Source organism: Streptomyces sp. NPDC046860 (genome assembly GCF_040645115.1).
Lineage (GTDB): Bacteria > Actinomycetota > Actinomycetes > Streptomycetales > Streptomycetaceae > Streptomyces.
On record NZ_JBEYXQ010000008.1, the window covers coordinates 1 to 17508 of the forward strand.

Annotated in this window: 9 protein-coding genes, 1 tRNA gene and 1 rRNA gene; 10 read left to right on the forward strand and 1 reads right to left on the reverse strand. The window is 70.9% G+C overall.

Going from position 1 to position 17508, the window contains the following annotated elements; genetic code table 11:
* From rrf to ABZ898_RS13795, 3 genes are all read left to right on the forward strand, one after another.
* Positions 1–88 (forward strand): 5S ribosomal RNA (rrf, locus tag ABZ898_RS13785); the annotation flags it as partial.
* A gap of 118 nt (positions 89–206) precedes the next feature.
* Positions 207–872 (forward strand): DegT/DnrJ/EryC1/StrS family aminotransferase, encoded by a 666-nt coding sequence (locus tag ABZ898_RS13790; RefSeq protein ID WP_361657721.1) that lies wholly within the window; start codon positions 207–209, stop codon positions 870–872.
* Between the two features lie 85 nt (positions 873–957).
* Positions 958–1030 (forward strand) — tRNA-Thr (locus ABZ898_RS13795).
* A 77-nt stretch (positions 1031–1107) separates the two neighbouring features.
* Here ABZ898_RS13795 and ABZ898_RS13800 read toward each other — a convergent pair.
* A complete protein-coding gene (locus ABZ898_RS13800; RefSeq protein WP_361657086.1) occupies positions 1108–3864 on the reverse strand; it encodes a SpoIIE family protein phosphatase in 2757 nt (918 codons plus the stop codon).
* A 425-nt stretch (positions 3865–4289) separates the two neighbouring features.
* Between ABZ898_RS13800 and ABZ898_RS13805 the strand changes: the two genes are divergently transcribed.
* From ABZ898_RS13805 to ABZ898_RS13835, 7 genes are all read left to right on the forward strand, one after another.
* Positions 4290–9749: a HAMP domain-containing protein gene (locus tag ABZ898_RS13805; protein WP_361657088.1), complete on the forward strand. Its 5460-nt coding sequence runs from the start codon at positions 4290–4292 to the stop codon at positions 9747–9749.
* A 241-nt stretch (positions 9750–9990) separates the two neighbouring features.
* Complete coding sequence (locus tag ABZ898_RS13810; RefSeq protein WP_361657090.1) at positions 9991–10668, forward strand: response regulator; 678 nt, start codon at positions 9991–9993, stop codon at positions 10666–10668.
* A gap of 124 nt (positions 10669–10792) precedes the next feature.
* Positions 10793–13498: a DNA translocase FtsK gene (locus ABZ898_RS13815; RefSeq protein WP_361657093.1), complete on the forward strand. Its 2706-nt coding sequence runs from the start codon at positions 10793–10795 to the stop codon at positions 13496–13498.
* Between the two features lie 280 nt (positions 13499–13778).
* A complete protein-coding gene (locus ABZ898_RS13820) occupies positions 13779–14624 on the forward strand; it encodes a RodZ domain-containing protein (RefSeq protein ID WP_361657096.1) in 846 nt (281 codons plus the stop codon).
* Between the two features lie 103 nt (positions 14625–14727).
* Positions 14728–16200, forward strand: coding sequence for a 30S ribosomal protein S12 methylthiotransferase RimO (gene rimO, locus ABZ898_RS13825; RefSeq protein WP_361657099.1), 1473 nt, complete (start codon positions 14728–14730; stop codon positions 16198–16200).
* On the forward strand, positions 16197–16949 hold the full coding sequence (gene pgsA / locus ABZ898_RS13830) for a CDP-diacylglycerol--glycerol-3-phosphate 3-phosphatidyltransferase (RefSeq protein ID WP_361657102.1): 753 nt from the start codon (positions 16197–16199) through the stop codon (positions 16947–16949). Before rimO ends, pgsA begins: the two co-directional genes overlap by 4 nt.
* Positions 16946–17491, forward strand: coding sequence for a nicotinamide-nucleotide amidohydrolase family protein (locus ABZ898_RS13835; protein ID WP_361657105.1), 546 nt, complete (start codon positions 16946–16948; stop codon positions 17489–17491). The genes pgsA and ABZ898_RS13835 overlap by 4 nt, the downstream gene beginning before the upstream one ends.
* Positions 17492–17508: the final 17 nt, after the last annotated feature.

A 17508-nucleotide genomic window follows, 5' to 3' on the forward strand; every position in this document is an offset into this window, starting at 1 on the left:
CGGTTACATTCCGAACCCGGAAGCTAAGCCTCACAGCGCCGATGGTACTGCAGGGGGGACCCTGTGGGAGAGTAGGACGCCGCCGAACTAATTTTGATGAAAAGGGTTGGTCCCTGAACTTCGGTTCAGGGACCAACCCTTTTTTGTTTTCCGTAACTTGGCGTTCACGTCGCCCCCCGAGCATCTCCTTCATGGGTACCGCAGCAATGCTCAGGGCCGCCGGCGTGGGAGTCGGCGACGAGGTCGTCGTACCTGCCTTCGGGAACGCCGAAGTCGCCGAGGCGGTGGCCCTGGTGGGCGCGCGGCCGGTGTTCGCCGACATAGACCCGCTCACCTACTGCCTGGACGCGGAGTCCGTCGGGGCCGCTGTGACGGCCCGGACCGCGGCCGTCGTCGTGGTCCACCGCTTCGGCCGCCGGGCCGACGTCAGGCCCCTGCGCGAACTGGGGCAGCGGCACGGGCTGTTGGTGCTGGAGCGCGGCGAAGCCGAGGCCCCCGACGAGGAGTTGGTGCGGCGGCGCGAGCGGGCGGCCTATCTGGACGCCCGGCTCACGGGAGTTCGGACACCGGACGGCGGTGACGGGCACACCTACCAGCAGTACGTGGTCCGGGTGCCGGGGAACGGCAGGCCGGACCGGGACGCGTTCGCCCGCGCTCTGCGGGCCAGGGGAGTCGGCTGCCGGATTCCCGTGCAGACGCCGGCCCACCGGCTGCCCGGGTTCCGCCACCCCGCCCGGACGCTGCCCGAGACCGAGCGGGCCGCGGACGAGACGCTCGCCCTGCCGGTCGATCCTGCCCTGACGAAGCGGGAGATGCAGCGGATCGTCGCTGCCTGCAATGCCCTTGGGGGACTGCTCCAGCCCGCTTTCTGAACGGGCCGCGAACGGATTTGGGAAGCCGCGCCTGTTCAGGGTACGATCTTCTTGTTGCCGCGAGGGAAACCTCGAAAGCGACAAGGCCCCCATAGCTCAGTCGGCAGAGCGTCTCCATGGTAAGGAGAAGGTCAACGGTTCGATTCCGTTTGGGGGCTCAGCGAAAGAAGAAAGGCCCCACCCGATCCGGGTGGGGCCTTTTCGCATGCCCGCCCGGGGGCGGGCCCCGCGGGCCTCAGTCCTGCTGAAGCCCCGGAACCCGCATCGCCAGGATCGCCATGTCGTCGGAGGGCGCGTCGGAGGCGAACCGCTCCACGGCGCGCAGGATGCGTGCCGCGACCGCGCCCGCCGTGAGACCCGTACAGGTCGTCAGGACGTCCGCCAGGCCGTCGTCGCCGAGCATGCGGGTGCCCTCGCGGCGTTCGGTGACGCCGTCCGTGACACACAGCAGGACGTCGCCCGGGTCGAGGGTGACCGTCTCCTCGTACAGCTCCAGGTCCTCGATCACGCCGAGGAGCGGCTGGGGTTCGGCGGCCGGGGTGACCGTGCCGTCCTGGCGCAGGCGCAGCGGGAGCGGGTGGCCGGCACAGACCACCTTCAGCTCGGCGCCGCCGTCCTCCTGCGGGCGCATCTCGCCGTACAGCAGGGTCAGGAAGCGGCTGCGGTCGCCCTCGTCGAGGATCGCGGAGTTCAGGCGCTCCAGGACCGCGGGGCCGCTGAGACCCTCGCGGGCCAGGAGGCGCAGGGCGTGCCGGGCCAGGCCCGTGACGGCGGCCGCGTTGGGGCCGGTGCCGCACACGTCGCCGATGGCGAAGCCGTACGCGCCGTCGCCGATGGGGAAGAGGTCGTAGAAGTCGCCGCCGACCTCGTTGCCCTCGCCCGCCGCGCGGTAGATGACGTCGACCTCGACGCCGTCGATGGGCGGCAGGCCGGGAGGCAGGAGGCTGCGCTGGAGGGACTGGCTGATGGCCGTGCGCTCCGAGTACAGGCGGGCGTTGTCCAGGGCCAGGGCGGCCCGGCGGGACAGGTCCTCGGCCAGCTCCAGGATCTCCTGGCGGAAGTGTTCGTCGGTGGGCTTGCCGAGGGTCAGCATGCCGATGACGCGGTTGCGGGCCACCAGCGGCAGCACGACCGTCTCGCCGCCGACCGCGGAGGCCGTCGCCAGCGTCGGGCCGATGCTGGACGTGAGCTGCTGGGTCGGGCCGCCGGACAGGCCCAGACTGCGCATGGAGCTGCGCAGGGCGGCCTGGTGGGCGACCTCGCCCGGCAGCGGCCAGACCCGGGCGCCGGGCGTAAGTACCGGGTCCGGCGGCGGGATCTTCGACAGCAGCGACTTGATGCCGTCGATGAACTCCTCGTCCTCGTGCAGGACGTAGGACAGGTACGGGTCGGCGGACTGCTCGCTGATCGTGTAGACCGCGCACCAGGTGGCGAGGGTCGGCACGGTCATCTGCGCCATCAGGGCGAGGGTCTGGTCGCGGTCCAGGGTGCCGGCGAGCAGGTCGGACGCCTCGACCAGGAAGCTGAGCGAGCCCCGGCGCAACCGCTCCAGCTCGCCGAGGCGGGCGGACTCCACGGCCAGGGCGATGCGGTCGGCGGCGAACTGCAGGCGCAGAGCCTCCTCGTTGGAGTAGCGGCCCGGTGCCTCGGCCGCGACGCCGAGGGAGCCGGTGAGGCGGCCCTCGACCTTGAGCGGGACGGTGACCACCGAGCGCATGCCGGTGCCGGCCAGGAGCGGGACGGCGGCGCTCGGGACGGCGCTCAGGTCCTCGTGGACGGCGGGCATGCGCGCCGAGCCGTAGCGGCCGGGGCCGGCCTCCACGGGGACGCGGGCGAAGCGCTGGCGGGTGGAGGGCAGGCCGGTGGAGGCGCGGACCTCGAGTTCCGTCTCGTCGTCGGTGGCGAGCAGCAGGAAGGCGGAGTCGCCGTCGAGCATGTCGCGGGCGCGCTCGACGGTGCGCTGGAGGAGTCCGTCGAGGTCGTCGGGGGCGGGGGAGCCGATGAAGACCTCGAAGGGGTCGGCGCTCTGGCCGTCGGAGCCGCCCTGGTCGCCCGCGGGGACGCGGGAGGGGGTCTGGAGGACGGCGCGCTCGTGGTCGCGGACCAGGAGGCAGACGGTGGAGGGCTCGCCGCCGGTGTCGCGGACGCGGAGGTGGGAGGCGTAGACGGGGGAGACGCGGCCGTCGGCGCCGCGGATGCCGTAGCTGCCCTCCCAGCGGGAGAGCTGGAGCGCCTCGGCGATGCCGGTGCCGGTGCCGGGGGTGTGCGGCCAGGCGGCGAGGTCGGTCAGCGGCTTGCCGATCACCTCGTTCGCCGGGTAGCCGAAGAGTTCCTCGGCGTCCTCGTTCCAGGCGCTGACACAGCCCTTGCGGTCGATCTGGAGGACGGCGACACGAACGCGGCTGTCGGCCAGGGGGAGCAGGTCGGGCGGCAGGGCCGGGCCGGCGGTGCGGGTGCCGACCGGGCGCTCGGGCAGGTCGAGCTGGAACCAGACGTTCTTGTGCGTGGGGGTGTACTCGACGCCCCAGCGGGTGGCGAGGGCCGCGCACAGCTGCAGGCCGCGGCCGCCCTCGCGGTCGGGGCTGCCCATGACGGCGTGCGCGCTCTGCAGCGGCACCTCGCGCTCGGGGTAGCGGTCGGAGACCTCGATGCGGACACCGTGCTCGGTGCGCAGGCACAGCACCTCCGCCTCGGTGCCCGCGTGGACCACGGCGTTGGTGACCAGCTCGCTGGTGAGCACCACGGCGTCGTCGACGATGTCGGCGAACCCCCAGCCCTGGAGGGTGTCGCGGACGAAGGCGCGAGCGGTCGCGACCGAACGCCCGACGGGCTCGAAGCTGGCGGCCGCGCGGGCGGTGATCACGGAACTCCTTGCTCTGTCGTCGACGTGCGGGGCCGGGTGGCCGTCCGGCTCGGACCGCTGCTGCGGCGCCCGCTCGCCCTTCGGCCGTGGCTCCGGGGGAGGTCCCCCCGGGATCAGTCCGGTGGTCATGCTCTGCGGCCCGCCCCTCCGATGCCCGTGTCCTTCTCGTGCCGCCGCCCAGGCCGGTCGGGCCGGTGCGGCTGGACAGCCGGATGCAAGGTTACTTACCTTCGCCGTCGCGGTGGATGCCGGTCACCGGTGATTACCCCCCACGGTGTGCGAACCGTGTGCGAAGCTGCCGAACTGTTATGGCCTGGTTCGGCAGGGGTGAAACACTGGGCAGGATTTTGATGAAGGTCCGTTCGGACCGCGTGTGTTCCGTGCACGAGGGGCAGCAGCCCCAGGATGCCGCCGGGACCACCGGTCCGGCAGCGGCACCAGGCAGTACCGAGCGGTAAAGAGAACGCGGAAGCAACCGGTGTGCCGGTCCCCGGCAAGCCGGGCCGACGCGGCCGGGCACGGCAGTGACGGTCTACCCCTCCGGGAGGGACACAGTGGAGTCTGGCGCAGCGACGCGGGGCAATAAGACGCGCGCGAAGGGCCGGCCGTCCCCGCGCAGGAGCGGTGGCGTCACCGAGGTGGACACGGCTGCCCTGAACCGGTTGCTCGCCGCGCTGGAATCCATGCGCGACGGGAACTTCCGCAAACGGCTCACCGTGTCCGGCGACGGCGTCATGTCGGAGATCGCGGCCGTCTTCAACGAGGTGGCCGACCGCAACCTCCACCTGACCGGTGAGCTGGCGCGGGTGCGGCGCACGGTCGGGCGTGAGGGGAAGCTCACGGAACGGCTGGAGACGGGCGCCTGCGAGGGTTCCTGGGCGGCCGCCGTGGAGAACTCCAACGCGCTGGTCGACGATCTGGTGTGGCCGGTGTCCGAGGTCAGCCGGGTGCTGACGGCGGTCGCGGAGGGCGACCTCTCGCCGCGCATGGATCTGCGCACCGAGGCGCCGGACGGGACCGGGCATCCGCTGCGGGGCGAGTTCCTGAAGGTCGGCCGGACCGTCAACAACCTGGTCGACCAGCTGTCCAACTTCACCGACGAGGTCACCCGGGTGGCCATCGAGGTCGGCACCGACGGCAAGCTCGGCGGGCAGGCCAAGGTGCGCGGGATGTCTGGGTCCTGGAAGGACCTGACCGAGTCCGTCAACACCATGGCCAACCGGCTGACGGCGCAGGTGCGGGACATCGCCCTGGTGACGACGGCGGTGGCCGGCGGCGATCTGTCGCGCAAGGTCACCGTGCAGGTGGCCGGCGAGATGCTGGAGCTGAAGAACACCGTCAACACGATGGTGGAGCAGCTCTCCTCGTTCTCGTCCGAGGTGACCCGGGTGGCCCGCGAGGTGGGCACCGAGGGCATCCTCGGCGGCCAGGCGCAGGTGCCGGGCGTGGCCGGGGTGTGGAAGGAGCTGACCGACTCCGTCAACACGATGGCCGGGAACCTGACCGCGCAGGTGCGCGGGATCTCCCAGGTGACCACGGCCGTGGCCAACGGTGATCTGTCGCAGAAGGTGACCGTGCCCGCGCGCGGCGAGGTGGCGCAGCTCGCCGAGACGATCAACCAGATGACCGAGACGCTGCGGATCTTCGCGGACGAGGTCACGCGCGTGGCCAACGAGGTCGGCGCCGAGGGGCGGCTCGGCGGCCAGGCGAACGTGCCGGGTGCGGCGGGAACGTGGAAGGACCTGACGGACTCCGTGAACACGGTGTTCCGGAACCTCACCACGCAGGTGCGGGACATCGCCGCCGTGACGACCGCCGTGGCCAGCGGTGACCTGTCGCAGAAGGTCACCGTCGACGTGGCCGGCGAGATGCTGGAGCTGAAGAACACCGTCAACGGGATGGTGGACCAGCTCTCGGCGTTCGGTGCCGAGGTGACGCGCGTCGCGCGGGAGATCGGTGTCGAGGGTGAACTGGGCGGCCAGGCGCAGGTGTCGGGCGCGGCCGGTACCTGGAAGGACCTCACCGACTCCGTCAACACCGCCTTCCGCAACCTCACCGGTCAGGTGCGCAACATCGCCCAGGTGACGACGGCGGTGGCCAACGGCGACCTGTCGCAGAAGGTCACCGTGGACGTCTCCGGTGAGATGCTCCAGCTGAAGAACACCGTGAACACGATGGTGGACCAGCTCTCCAGCTTCGCCGACCAGGTGACGCGGATGGCCCGTGACGTGGGCACCGAGGGCCGCCTCGGCGGTCAGGCCCGGGTGGACGGGGTGTCCGGCACCTGGAAGGAGCTGACGGACTCCGTCAACTTCATGGCCGGGAACCTCACGTCCCAGGTGCGCAACATCGCCCAGGTGACGACGGCGGTGGCCAACGGCGACCTGTCGCAGAAGATCGACGTGGACGCGCGCGGCGAGATCCTGGAGCTGAAGAACACCATCAACACGATGGTCGACCAGCTCTCCGCCTTCGCCGACCAGGTGACCCGGGTGGCCCGTGACGTGGGCACCGAGGGCCGCCTCGGCGGTCAGGCGCAGGTGCCCGGTGTGGCCGGTGTGTGGCGGGACCTCACCGATTCGGTGAACGGCATGGCGGGGAACCTCACCGCCCAGGTCCGCAACATCGCCCAGGTGGCCACCGCGGTGGCCAGGGGTGACCTCTCCCAGAAGATCACCGTGGACGCCCGCGGGGAGATCCTGGAGCTGAAGAACACGCTGAACACGATGGTGGACCAGCTGTCGTCGTTCGCGCAGGAGGTCACCAGGGTGGCCCGTGAGGTGGGTACGGAGGGCATGCTCGGCGGACAGGCCGAGGTGCAGGGTGTCTCCGGCACCTGGAAGGACCTCACGCAGTCCGTGAACTTCATGGCCAACAACCTGACGATCCAGGTGCGCAACATCGCCGAGGTCACGACGGCGGTGGCCAAGGGCGACCTGTCGAAGAAGATCACCGTCGACGCCAAGGGCGAGATCCTCGAACTGGTCACCACGGTGAACACCATGGTCGACCAGCTCTCCAGCTTCGCCGAGCAGGTGACGCGGGTGGCCCGTGAGGTGGGCACCGAGGGCATCCTGGGCGGGCAGGCGCACGTACCGGGTGTCACGGGCATCTGGAAGGACCTCAGCAACAACGTCAACCTGATGGCCAACAACCTGACCATGCAGGTGCGGAACATCTCCCAGGTGGCCTCGGCGGTGGCCAACGGTGACCTGACGCGCCAGGTCACCATCGAGGCGCGCGGTGAGGTGGCGCAGCTCGCCGACACCATCAACACGATGGTGAAGACCCTGAGTTCGTTCGCCGACCAGGTCACCAAGGTGGCCCGCGAGGTGGGTACGGACGGCATCCTGGGCGGCCAGGCGCACGTGCCCGGTGTGGCGGGCACCTGGAAGGACCTCACCGAGTCGGTGAACGGGATGGCGTCCAACCTGACCGGCCAGGTGCGCAACATCGCCATGGTCACGACGGCGATCGCCAAGGGCGACCTGACCAAGAAGATCGACATCGACGCCCGGGGCGAGATCCTGGAGCTGAAGACGACGATCAACACGATGGTCGACCAGCTCTCCAGCTTCGCGGAGGAGGTCACCCGGGTGGCCCGCGAGGTGGGCACCGAGGGCCAGCTCGGTGGCCAGGCGCGGGTGCTGGACGTGGACGGCACCTGGCGCGACCTGACCGAGTCGGTGAACGAGATGGCCGGGAACCTGACCCGGCAGGTGCGTGCCATCGCCAAGGTGGCGACCGCGGTGACCCGCGGCGACCTGAACCTGAAGATCGACGTGGACGCGTCCGGGGAGATCCAGGAACTCCAGGACTACATCAACAAGATGATCGCCAACCTGCGCGACACCACGATCGCCAACAAGGAGCAGGACTGGCTCAAGGGCAACCTCGCCCGGATCTCCGCGCTGATGCAGGGCCGCCGGGACCTGGAGGACGTGGCCTCGCTGATCATGAGCGAGCTGACCCCGGTGGTCTCCGCGCAGCACGGCGCGTTCTTCCTGACCATGCCGCTGATGGACGGCCAGGACCTCGCCGCCGACGGCGAGGAGGACTACGAGCTGCGCATGCTCGGCTCCTACGGCTGCTCCACCGGCGCCATGCCGACCTCCTTCCGGCCCGGTGAGGGGCTGATCGGGACGGCCGCGCAGGAGAAGCGGACGATCCTGGTCAAGGACGTGCCCAGCGGCTACCTGAAGATCTCCTCCGGGCTCGGCGAGGCGCCTCCGGCGCAGGTCATCGTGTTGCCGGTGGTGTTCGAGGGCAACGTCCTCGGGGTGATCGAGCTGGCGTCCTTCACGCCGTTCACGCACATCCAGCGGGACTTCCTCAGCCAGATCGCGGAGATGATCGCCACCAGCGTCAACACGATCTCCGTCAACACCAAGACCGAGCAGCTGCTCAAGCAGTCCCAGGAGCTGACCGAGCAGCTCCGGGACCGTTCCGAGGAGCTGGAGAACCGGCAGAAGGCGCTGCAGTCCTCCAACGCCGAGCTGGAGGAGAAGGCCGAGCTGCTGGCCCGGCAGAACCGGGACATCGAGGTGAAGAACACCGAGATCGAGGAGGCCCGGCAGGTCCTGGAGGAGCGTGCCGAGCAGCTCGCGGTGTCGATGCGCTACAAGAGCGAGTTCCTCGCCAACATGTCGCACGAGCTGCGTACGCCGCTCAACTCGCTGCTGATCCTGGCCAAGCTGCTCGCGGACAACGCCGAGAGCAACCTGTCCCCGAAGCAGGTCGAGTTCGCCGAGACCATCCACGGTGCCGGGTCCGACCTGCTCCAGCTCATCAACGACATCCTGGACCTGTCCAAGGTCGAGGCGGGCAAGATGGACGTCTCCCCGACCCGGATCGCGCTGGTCCAGCTCGTGGACTACGTGGAGGCGACCTTCCGGCCGCTGACCGCCGAGAAGGGCCTGGACCTGTCGGTCCGGGTCTCCCCGGAGCTGCCCGCGACCCTGCACACCGACGAGCAGCGGCTGCTCCAGGTGCTGCGCAACCTGCTCTCCAACGCGGTGAAGTTCACCGACTCCGGCTCGGTGGAGCTGGTGATCCGGCCCGCCGGTTCGGACGTCCCCCAGGTCATCCGGGAGCAGTTGCTGGAGGCGGGGGTGGTCACCGATCCGGACGCCGAGCTGATCGCGTTCTCGGTGACCGACACCGGCATCGGCATCGCGGCCAGCAAGATGCGGGTGATCTTCGAGGCGTTCAAGCAGGCGGACGGCACGACCAGCCGCAAGTACGGCGGCACCGGTCTCGGCCTGTCGATCTCGCGGGAGATCGCCCAGCTGCTCGGCGGTGAGATCCACGCGCAGAGCGAGCCGGGCCGCGGCTCCACGTTCACGCTGTACCTGCCGCTGCACCCGAGCGAGCTGCCGCCGCCGGGCTACCAGCAGGCGGCGCCCCCGATGGAGGCCGGCGAGCTGGTCGCGTCCGAGGCGCACCTGTCCGCCAAGCTGACGGCGCCCCAGGTCGAGACGCCGCACGAGGTGAGGTCGTACCGGGACACACAGAACGGCCCGGCCGCGCTCTTCCGGCGCCGCCGCCGGAACCTGCCCTCGGCCGAGCAGCGGCCGGAGCAGTCCATCACCGTCGAGCAGCCGGAGGACGCCGAGCGGCCGGTGCGCGCGGTGCGGTTCGGCGGCGAGAAGGTGCTCATCGTCGACGACGACATCCGCAACGTGTTCGCGCTCACCAGCGTGCTGGAGCAGCAGGGGCTCTCGGTCCTGTACGCCGAGAACGGCCGCGAGGGCATCGAGGTCCTGGAGCAGCACGACGACGTGGCGGTGGTCCTGATGGACATCATGATGCCCGAGATGGACGGGTACGCGACCACGACGGCGATCCGCAGGATGCCGCAGTTCGCGGGCCTGCCGATCATCGCGCTGACCGCGAAGGCGATGAAGGGCGACCGGGAGAAGGCGATCCAGTCGGGCGCCTCCGACTATGTCACCAAGCCGGTCGACCCCGACCATCTGCTCGCCGTCATGCGACAGTGGATGCGGCCGGAGTGACGGCACGACAGGACCGGTGACGGGGGCGCGGTTCAGTACGCGGGCCAGGTGTGGGAACCTCGGATTCCGGGAACCTTCCAGGCTCTGCCCGCGTTTGGACTGTGTGCACCGTGACATCGCGGTGACAGGGTGTGGCGACGGGCGGGGTGCGGCTACGATGACCGGCACAAGGACGGGCGGCGAAAGGGAGTCGTCCCCTGGGGCGGCGCCCGGTGTACCGCCGGGGCGAGGAGGGCGGGCCATGGTGCAGAAGGCCAAGATCCTCCTGGTCGATGACCGGCCGGAGAATCTGCTGGCGCTGGAGGCCATCCTCTCTGCGCTCGATCAGACGCTGGTGCGGGCATCTTCCGGGGAGGAAGCGCTCAAAGCACTGCTCACGGACGATTTCGCGGTCATCCTGCTGGATGTCCAGATGCCGGGTATGGACGGCTTCGAGACGGCCGCGCACATCAAGCGGCGGGAGCGGACTCGGGACATCCCGATCATCTTCCTCACCGCGATCAACCACGGCCCGCACCACACCTTCCGGGGTTACGCGGCGGGGGCCGTCGACTACATCTCCAAGCCGTTCGACCCGTGGGTGCTGCGCGCCAAGGTCTCGGTGTTCGTCGAGCTGTACATGAAGAACTGCCAGCTGCGGGAGCAGGCTTCGCTGCTGCGGCTCCAGCTGGAGGGCGGCGGCGCGGACGCCGTCGACAGCAAGGAGCCCGCCGGGCTGCTCGCGGAGCTGTCCGCGCGGCTCGCGGCCGTCGAGGAGCAGGCCGAGGCGCTCTCCAAGCAGTTGGACGACGAGTCGGCGGACGCGGCCGCGGTGGCCACGGCCGCCCATCTGGAGCGCAAGCTCACCGGGCTGCGCAGGGCGCTGGACGCCCTGGAGCCGGGCGCGGACGGCTCGGCCGCGCTGCCACCACAGGGCTGACGTCCCACCAGGCGCGGGGAGCCCCTGAGCGGGCGTCAGTTTGACGCCTCCGCAAGGGCGACACGAACGGGTGAAGCTCTGGGCACACGTGTCCGCTGTCGTCTCCCCCGGTAACCTCACACCCATGGCCTCACGTCCCTCCGCAGCCAAGAAGCCGCCCGCCAGGAAGGCGGTCGCTCCCGCGAAGGCTCCGGCGCGGAAGGCGGCCGCCAAGAAGCCCCCGGCCAAGAAGGCGCCGGCCCGCAAGCCCCCCGTCCGCAAGGTGCCGGCCAGGCCCGCGCCCAGCCCCACGGGGGGCGTGTACCGGATCGTGCGCGCCCTCTGGCTGGGCATGGCGCACGCGGTCGGCGCCGTCTTCCGGGGCATAGGGCAGGGAGCGAAGAACCTCGACCCGGCCCACCGCAAGGACGGGGTCGCGCTGCTGCTGTTCGCCGTCGCGCTGATCGTCGCCGCCGGCACCTGGGCCGACCTGAGCGGACCCGTGGGCGATCTGGTGGAGATCCTGGTCACCGGCTCCTTCGGCCGTCTCGACCTGCTCGTGCCGATACTGTTCGCGGTCATCGCCGTACGGTTCATCCGGCACCCGGAGCAGCCGGAGGCCAACGGCCGGATCGTGATCGGGCTGTCCGCGCTCGTCGTCGGCGTGCTCGGCCAGGTCCACATCGCCTGCGGCTCGCCCGCGCGGGACGACGGCATGCGGGCGATAAGGGACGCGGGCGGGCTGATCGGCTGGGCCGCCGCCACCCCGCTGACGTACACCATGAGCGAGGTGCTCGCCGTACCGCTGCTGGTGCTGCTCACGGTGTTCGGGCTGCTCGTGGTGACCGCCACCCCGGTCAACCACATCCCGCAGCGCCTGCGCGCCCTCGGCGTGCGCCTGGGCGTGCTGCACGACCACGCGGCCGACCTCGACGACGCGGGGTACGACGAGCAGTGGCGCGACGAGCCGCCCGCGCGCCACCGGGGGAGCCGGGGCGCCCCCCAGGGCCTCGACCACGACGCCGCGGAGGACGAGGCCCTCGGCCGCCGCCGCCCCCGCCGGTCCGCCCTGCCGCAGTCCGACCCGCGCGGGATGGACGCCGTGGACGTGGCCTCGGCGGCCGCCGAGGCGCTCGACGGCGCCGTGCAGCACGGTATGCCGCCGTCCCGCGTCGTCGCCGACCTCACCCAGGGCGTGGGCCTCGGGGACCGCGAGGAGACCACCCCGGTCCCCGCGCCCTCACCGGCACCGGCCTCCCGGCCCACGCCGGGCAGGAAGGCCGCGCCCGACGGCAGCGTCCCCGACTTCACCAAGGCCGCCCCCGAGAGCCACCGGGAGATGCCCGCCCGCGCGGAGCAGCTCCAGCTCTCCGGGGACATCACCTACTCGCTGCCCGCGCTGGACCTGCTGACCCGGGGCGGCCCCGGCAAGGCGCGCAGCGCGGCCAACGACGCCGTCGTGGACTCCCTGCGCACGGTGTTCTCCGAGTTCAAGGTGGACGCCGCCGTCACCGGCTTCACCCGGGGCCCGACGGTCACCCGGTACGAGGTCCAGCTGGGCCCCGCCGTGAAGGTCGAGCGGATCACGGCGCTCGCCAAGAACATCGCGTACGCGGTGGCCAGCCCGGACGTGCGGATCATCAGCCCGATCCCCGGCAAGTCGGCCGTCGGCATCGAGATCCCCAACACCGACCGGGAGATGGTCAACCTCGGCGACGTGCTGCGGCTCGCGGAGTCCGCCGAGGACGACGACCCGATGCTGGTCGCCTTCGGCAAGGACGTCGAGGGCGGCTACGTGATGCGCTCCCTCGCGAAGATGCCGCACATGCTGGTCGCCGGCGCCACCGGCTCCGGCAAGTCGTCCTGCATCAACTGCCTGATCACCTCGATCATGATGCGGGCGACCCCCGAGGACGTCCGGATGATCCTGGTGGACCCCAAGCGGGTGGAGCTCACCGCGTACGAGGGCATCCCGCACCTGATCACGCCGATCATCACCAACCCCAAGCGGGCCGCCGAGGCCCTCCAGTGGGTCGTGCGCGAGATGGACATGCGCTACGACGACCTCGCCGCCTACGGCTACCGGCACATCGACGACTTCAACCGCGCGGTGCGGGAGGGCAAGGTCACCCCGCCGCCGGGCAGCGAGCGCGAGCTCCAGCCGTACCCGTACCTGCTGGTCATCGTGGACGAGCTGGCCGACCTGATGATGGTCGCCCCGCGCGACGTCGAGGACGCGATCGTGCGCATCACCCAGCTCGCGCGCGCCGCCGGCATCCACCTCGTGCTGGCCACCCAGCGTCCCTCGGTGGACGTGGTCACCGGTCTCATCAAGGCCAACGTGCCCTCCCGGCTGGCCTTCGCCACCTCCTCGCTCGCCGACTCCCGCGTCATCCTCGACCAGGCCGGCGCCGAGAAGCTGATCGGCAAGGGCGACGGCCTGATCCTGCCGATGGGCGACAGCAAGCCGACCCGCATGCAGGGCGCCTTCGTGACCGAGGACGAGGTCGCGGCCGTCGTCCAGCACTGCAAGGACCAGATGGCGCCGGTCTTCCGGGAAGACGTCACCGTGGGCACCAAGCAGAAGAAGGAGATCGACGAGGACATCGGCGACGACCTCGACCTGCTGTGCCAGGCCGCCGAGCTGGTGGTCTCCACCCAGTTCGGGTCGACGTCCATGCTCCAGCGCAAGCTGCGGGTCGGCTTCGCGAAGGCGGGCCGGCTGATGGACCTCATGGAGTCCCGGAACATCGTCGGACCCAGCGAGGGTTCCAAGGCTCGTGACGTTCTTGTGAAGCCTGACGAGCTGGACGGCGTGCTCGCCGTGATTCGCGGGGAGTCTGACGGGTAGGGCTTCGGGCCGCCCGGCGTGTCGGGACTGCGCCGGGTGGCGGCACCGCCGTGATCCACTCGTTAGACATCGGCGGGCAACCGTTTCCCTTCGCAGTACGTCAAGTTGAGCGAGAGCAGGGGTGCGGGTACCGGCCCGGTTCCCCCGTTCCCGTCCGCCGTCGGGCTGACCGGCCATTCCGATGGCGTACAAGTCCGTTCGCCTGCTTGCCCCACCCTTTCGTACCCCGCCTAGACTGAACGCTCAGCACAGGTGGCTCATACGCTCGAAAGGCGCCCCCGTGTCCATCGGCAGCAACTCCCCCGAAGACGAGCCCCCGTTCCCCGACCGCCCCGAGTCCGACGGTCCCTCCGTCGGCACCGCCCTGCGGCAGGCCCGCGTCGAGGCCGGGCTGAGCGCGGCTGACGTCAGCAACGCCACCCGCATCCGCCTCGGCATCGTGCACGCCATCGAGGAGGACGACTTCACCTCCTGCGGCGGCGACGTGTACGCGCGCGGCCACATCCGCAACCTCGCCAAAGCCGTCCACCTCGACCCCGCCCCCCTGATCGCGCGGTTCGACGCCGAACACGGCGGCCGGCCCGCGCCCACCCCGGCGGCCCCCCTGTTCGAGGCGGAGCGCATCCGCCCCGAGCGCCGGGGCCCGAACTGGACCGCGGCCATGGTCGCGGCGATCGTCGTCGTCATCGGCTTCGTCGGCTTCACCGCGATCAAGTCGGAGACCGGCGGCGACACCGACACCCAGGCCGCCGAGGGCAGCGCCTCGCCGTCCGCCACCAAGTCCGCCGCGCCCACCCGCAAGCCGGAGCAGTCCGCCACACCGAAGTCCGACCCGTCCGACAGCGCCATCGCGGCCGCCCCGCAGGACAAGGTGACCGTCCGGGTCAGCGCGCCCGACGGACGGAGCTGGATCTCGGCCAAGGACCACAACGGCCGCATGCTCTTCGACGGACTGCTCAACAAGGGCGAGTCCAAGACGTTCCAGGACAGCACCAAGATCAACCTGATCCTCGGCGACGCCGGGGCGATCGAGCTGTACGTCAACGGCAAGAAGATCGACGACGACTTTCGGCCCGGCGCCGTGGAGCGTCTCACGTACACGAAGGGCGACCCCGAGGTCGGGTGACGCGCTTCCGGGCGCCCGGGGCGAGCGGACGATGACGGGGTTGGCCGGCAACGGCCAACCCCGTCGACATGGGGTGCCAGACAGACAAAGTAGTCTTGAGCCCATGCCTGAACGCCGTACCGTCGCACTAGTCACTCTCGGCTGCGCCCGTAACGAGGTGGACTCGGAGGAGCTCGCAGGCCGTTTGGAGGCGGACGGCTGGCAGCTCGTCGAGGACGCCGGGGACGCCGATGTCGCCGTGGTCAACACCTGTGGCTTCGTCGAAGCCGCCAAGAAGGACTCCGTCGACGCCCTCCTGGAGGCCAACGACCTCAAGGACCACGGCAGAACCCAGGCCGTCGTGGCGGTGGGCTGCATGGCCGAGCGGTACGGCAAGGAACTCGCCCAGGCGCTGCCCGAGGCCGACGGCGTGCTCGGCTTCGACGACTACGCGGACATCTCCGACCGCCTCCAGACCATCCTGGCCGGCGGCGTCCACGCCGCCCACACCCCGCGCGACCGCCGCAAGCTGCTGCCGATCAGCCCGGCCGAGCGCCAGGAGTCCGCGGCCGACGTCGCCCTGCCCGGCCACGGCCCGGCCGACCTCCCCGACGGCCTCGCGCCCGCCTCCGGCCCCCGCGCGCCCCTGCGCCGCCGCCTGGACGGCTCCCCGGTCGCCTCGGTCAAGCTCGCCTCCGGCTGCGACCGGCGCTGTTCCTTCTGCGCCATCCCGTCCTTCCGCGGCTCCTTCATCTCCCGCCGCCCCAGCGACGTCCTGAACGAGACCCGCTGGCTGGCCGAGCAGGGTGTGAAGGAGGTCATGCTCGTCTCCGAGAACAACACCTCCTACGGCAAGGACCTGGGCGACATCCGCCTGCTGGAGTCCCTGCTCCCCGAGCTGGCCGAGGTCGACGGCATCGAGCGGGTGCGCGTCAGCTACCTCCAGCCCGCCGAGATGCGCCCCGGCCTGATCGACGTGCTGACCTCCACGCCGAAGGTCGTGCCCTACTTCGACCTCTCCTTCCAGCACTCCGCGCCGAACGTGCTGCGCGCCATGCGCCGCTTCGGCGACACCGACCGCTTCCTGGAGCTGCTGGACACCATCCGCGGCAAGGCCCCCCAGGCCGGCGTCCGCTCCAACTTCATCGTCGGCTTCCCCGGCGAGACTGAGGCCGACCTGGCCGAGCTGGAGCGCTTCCTGACCGGCGCCCGCCTCGACGCCATCGGCGTCTTCGGCTACTCCGACGAGGAGGGCACGGAGGCGGCCACGTACGACACCAAGCTCGACGAGGACGTGGTCGCCGAGCGCCTCGCCCACATCTCCCGGCTCGCCGAGGAGCTCGTCTCGCAGCGCGCCGAGGAGCGCGTGGGGGAGACCGTGCGCGTGTTGGTGGAGTCCGTCGACGGCGAGGACGGGGTGTACGGCCGCGCCGAGCACCAGGCCCCGGAGACCGACGGCCAGGTGCTGCTCACGAGCGGCGAGGGCCTGACCGTGGGACGTATCGTCGAGGCCAAGGTGGTCGGCACCGAGGGGGTCGACCTGGTGGCCGAGCCGCTCCCCGGCTCGTCGGCGTGTAGCGAGGAGGCGGCCAGATGACCGGAGTCCCGGCATCCGCCTCGGGCGGTCCCTCCGGAGCGCGCAGCAGCGCACCGGAGCCGACCGCCCCCGAAGGCGTCCCGGAGGTCTCCGGCCCGGCCGCCGCGCTGGAGGCGCGGCACCCGCGCAGCGGCAAGCTGGCCGCGGCGGCCGTCAACCAGGCGAGCGTCTGGAACGTGGCCAATCTGCTCACCATGCTCCGGCTGGTCCTCGTGCCGGGCTTCGTGGCGCTGATGCTGGCCGACGGCGGCTACGACCCGGCCTGGCGCTCGCTGGCCTGGGCGGCCTTCGCCGTCGCCATGATCACCGACCTGTTCGACGGACACCTGGCGCGCACCTACAACCTGGTCACCGACTTCGGGAAGATCGCCGACCCGATAGCGGACAAGGCGATCATGGGCGCCGCGCTGATCTGCCTGTCCTCCCTGGGCGACCTGCCCTGGTGGGTGACGGCGGTCATCCTGGGCCGGGAACTCGGCATCACCCTGCTGCGTTTCGTGGTCATCAGGTACGGCGTGATCCCGGCCAGCCGGGGCGGCAAGCTGAAGACGCTCACCCAGGGCGTCGCCGTCGGCATGTACGTGCTCGCGCTGACCGGCTGGCTGGCCACGCTCCGGTTCTGGGTGATGGCCGCGGCGGTCGTCCTCACGGTCGTCACCGGTCTCGACTACGTGAGACAGGCCGTCGTGCTGCGCCGGCGGGGAATCGCGGAGCGGGCGGCGGCGTTGGAAGAGCGAGAAGAAGCGTGACCACCACGGCCACCGAGTTGGTCCGGCTACTGAGAGTGAACGGCGAGACGCTCGCCGTCGCCGAGTCGCTGACCGGTGGTCTGGTCGCCGCGGAGATCACCGCGGTCCCCGGCGCCTCCCAGGTGTTCCGGGGTTCAGTCACCGCCTACGCCACCGAGCTGAAGCACCGGCTCCTCGGCGTCGACGCCAGGCTGCTGGCCCGGTCGGGCGCGGTGGACCCGCAGGTCGCGGCCCAGATGGCGGCAGGTGTGCGGGCGGCTCTCGACGCCGACTGGGGCATCGCCACCACCGGGGTGGCAGGCCCGGACCCGCAGGACGGACAGCCCGTCGGCACGGTCTACGTAGCCGTTGACGGACCCCTCCGGCAGGGCTCCACGTCCGCCCCCGGCGGAAAAGTCCAGGCCCTGCGGTTGAACGGCGGCCGTGCGGAAATTCGTATGGAGAGTGTACGGAGCGTGCTCGCACTGCTTCTGCGGGAGCTGGCGGGCGAACAGACCGGAAATGAGCGGGCACAGGATACGGAACAGAACGGGGGGTTTTGATGTTTGCAGCCCTGAGT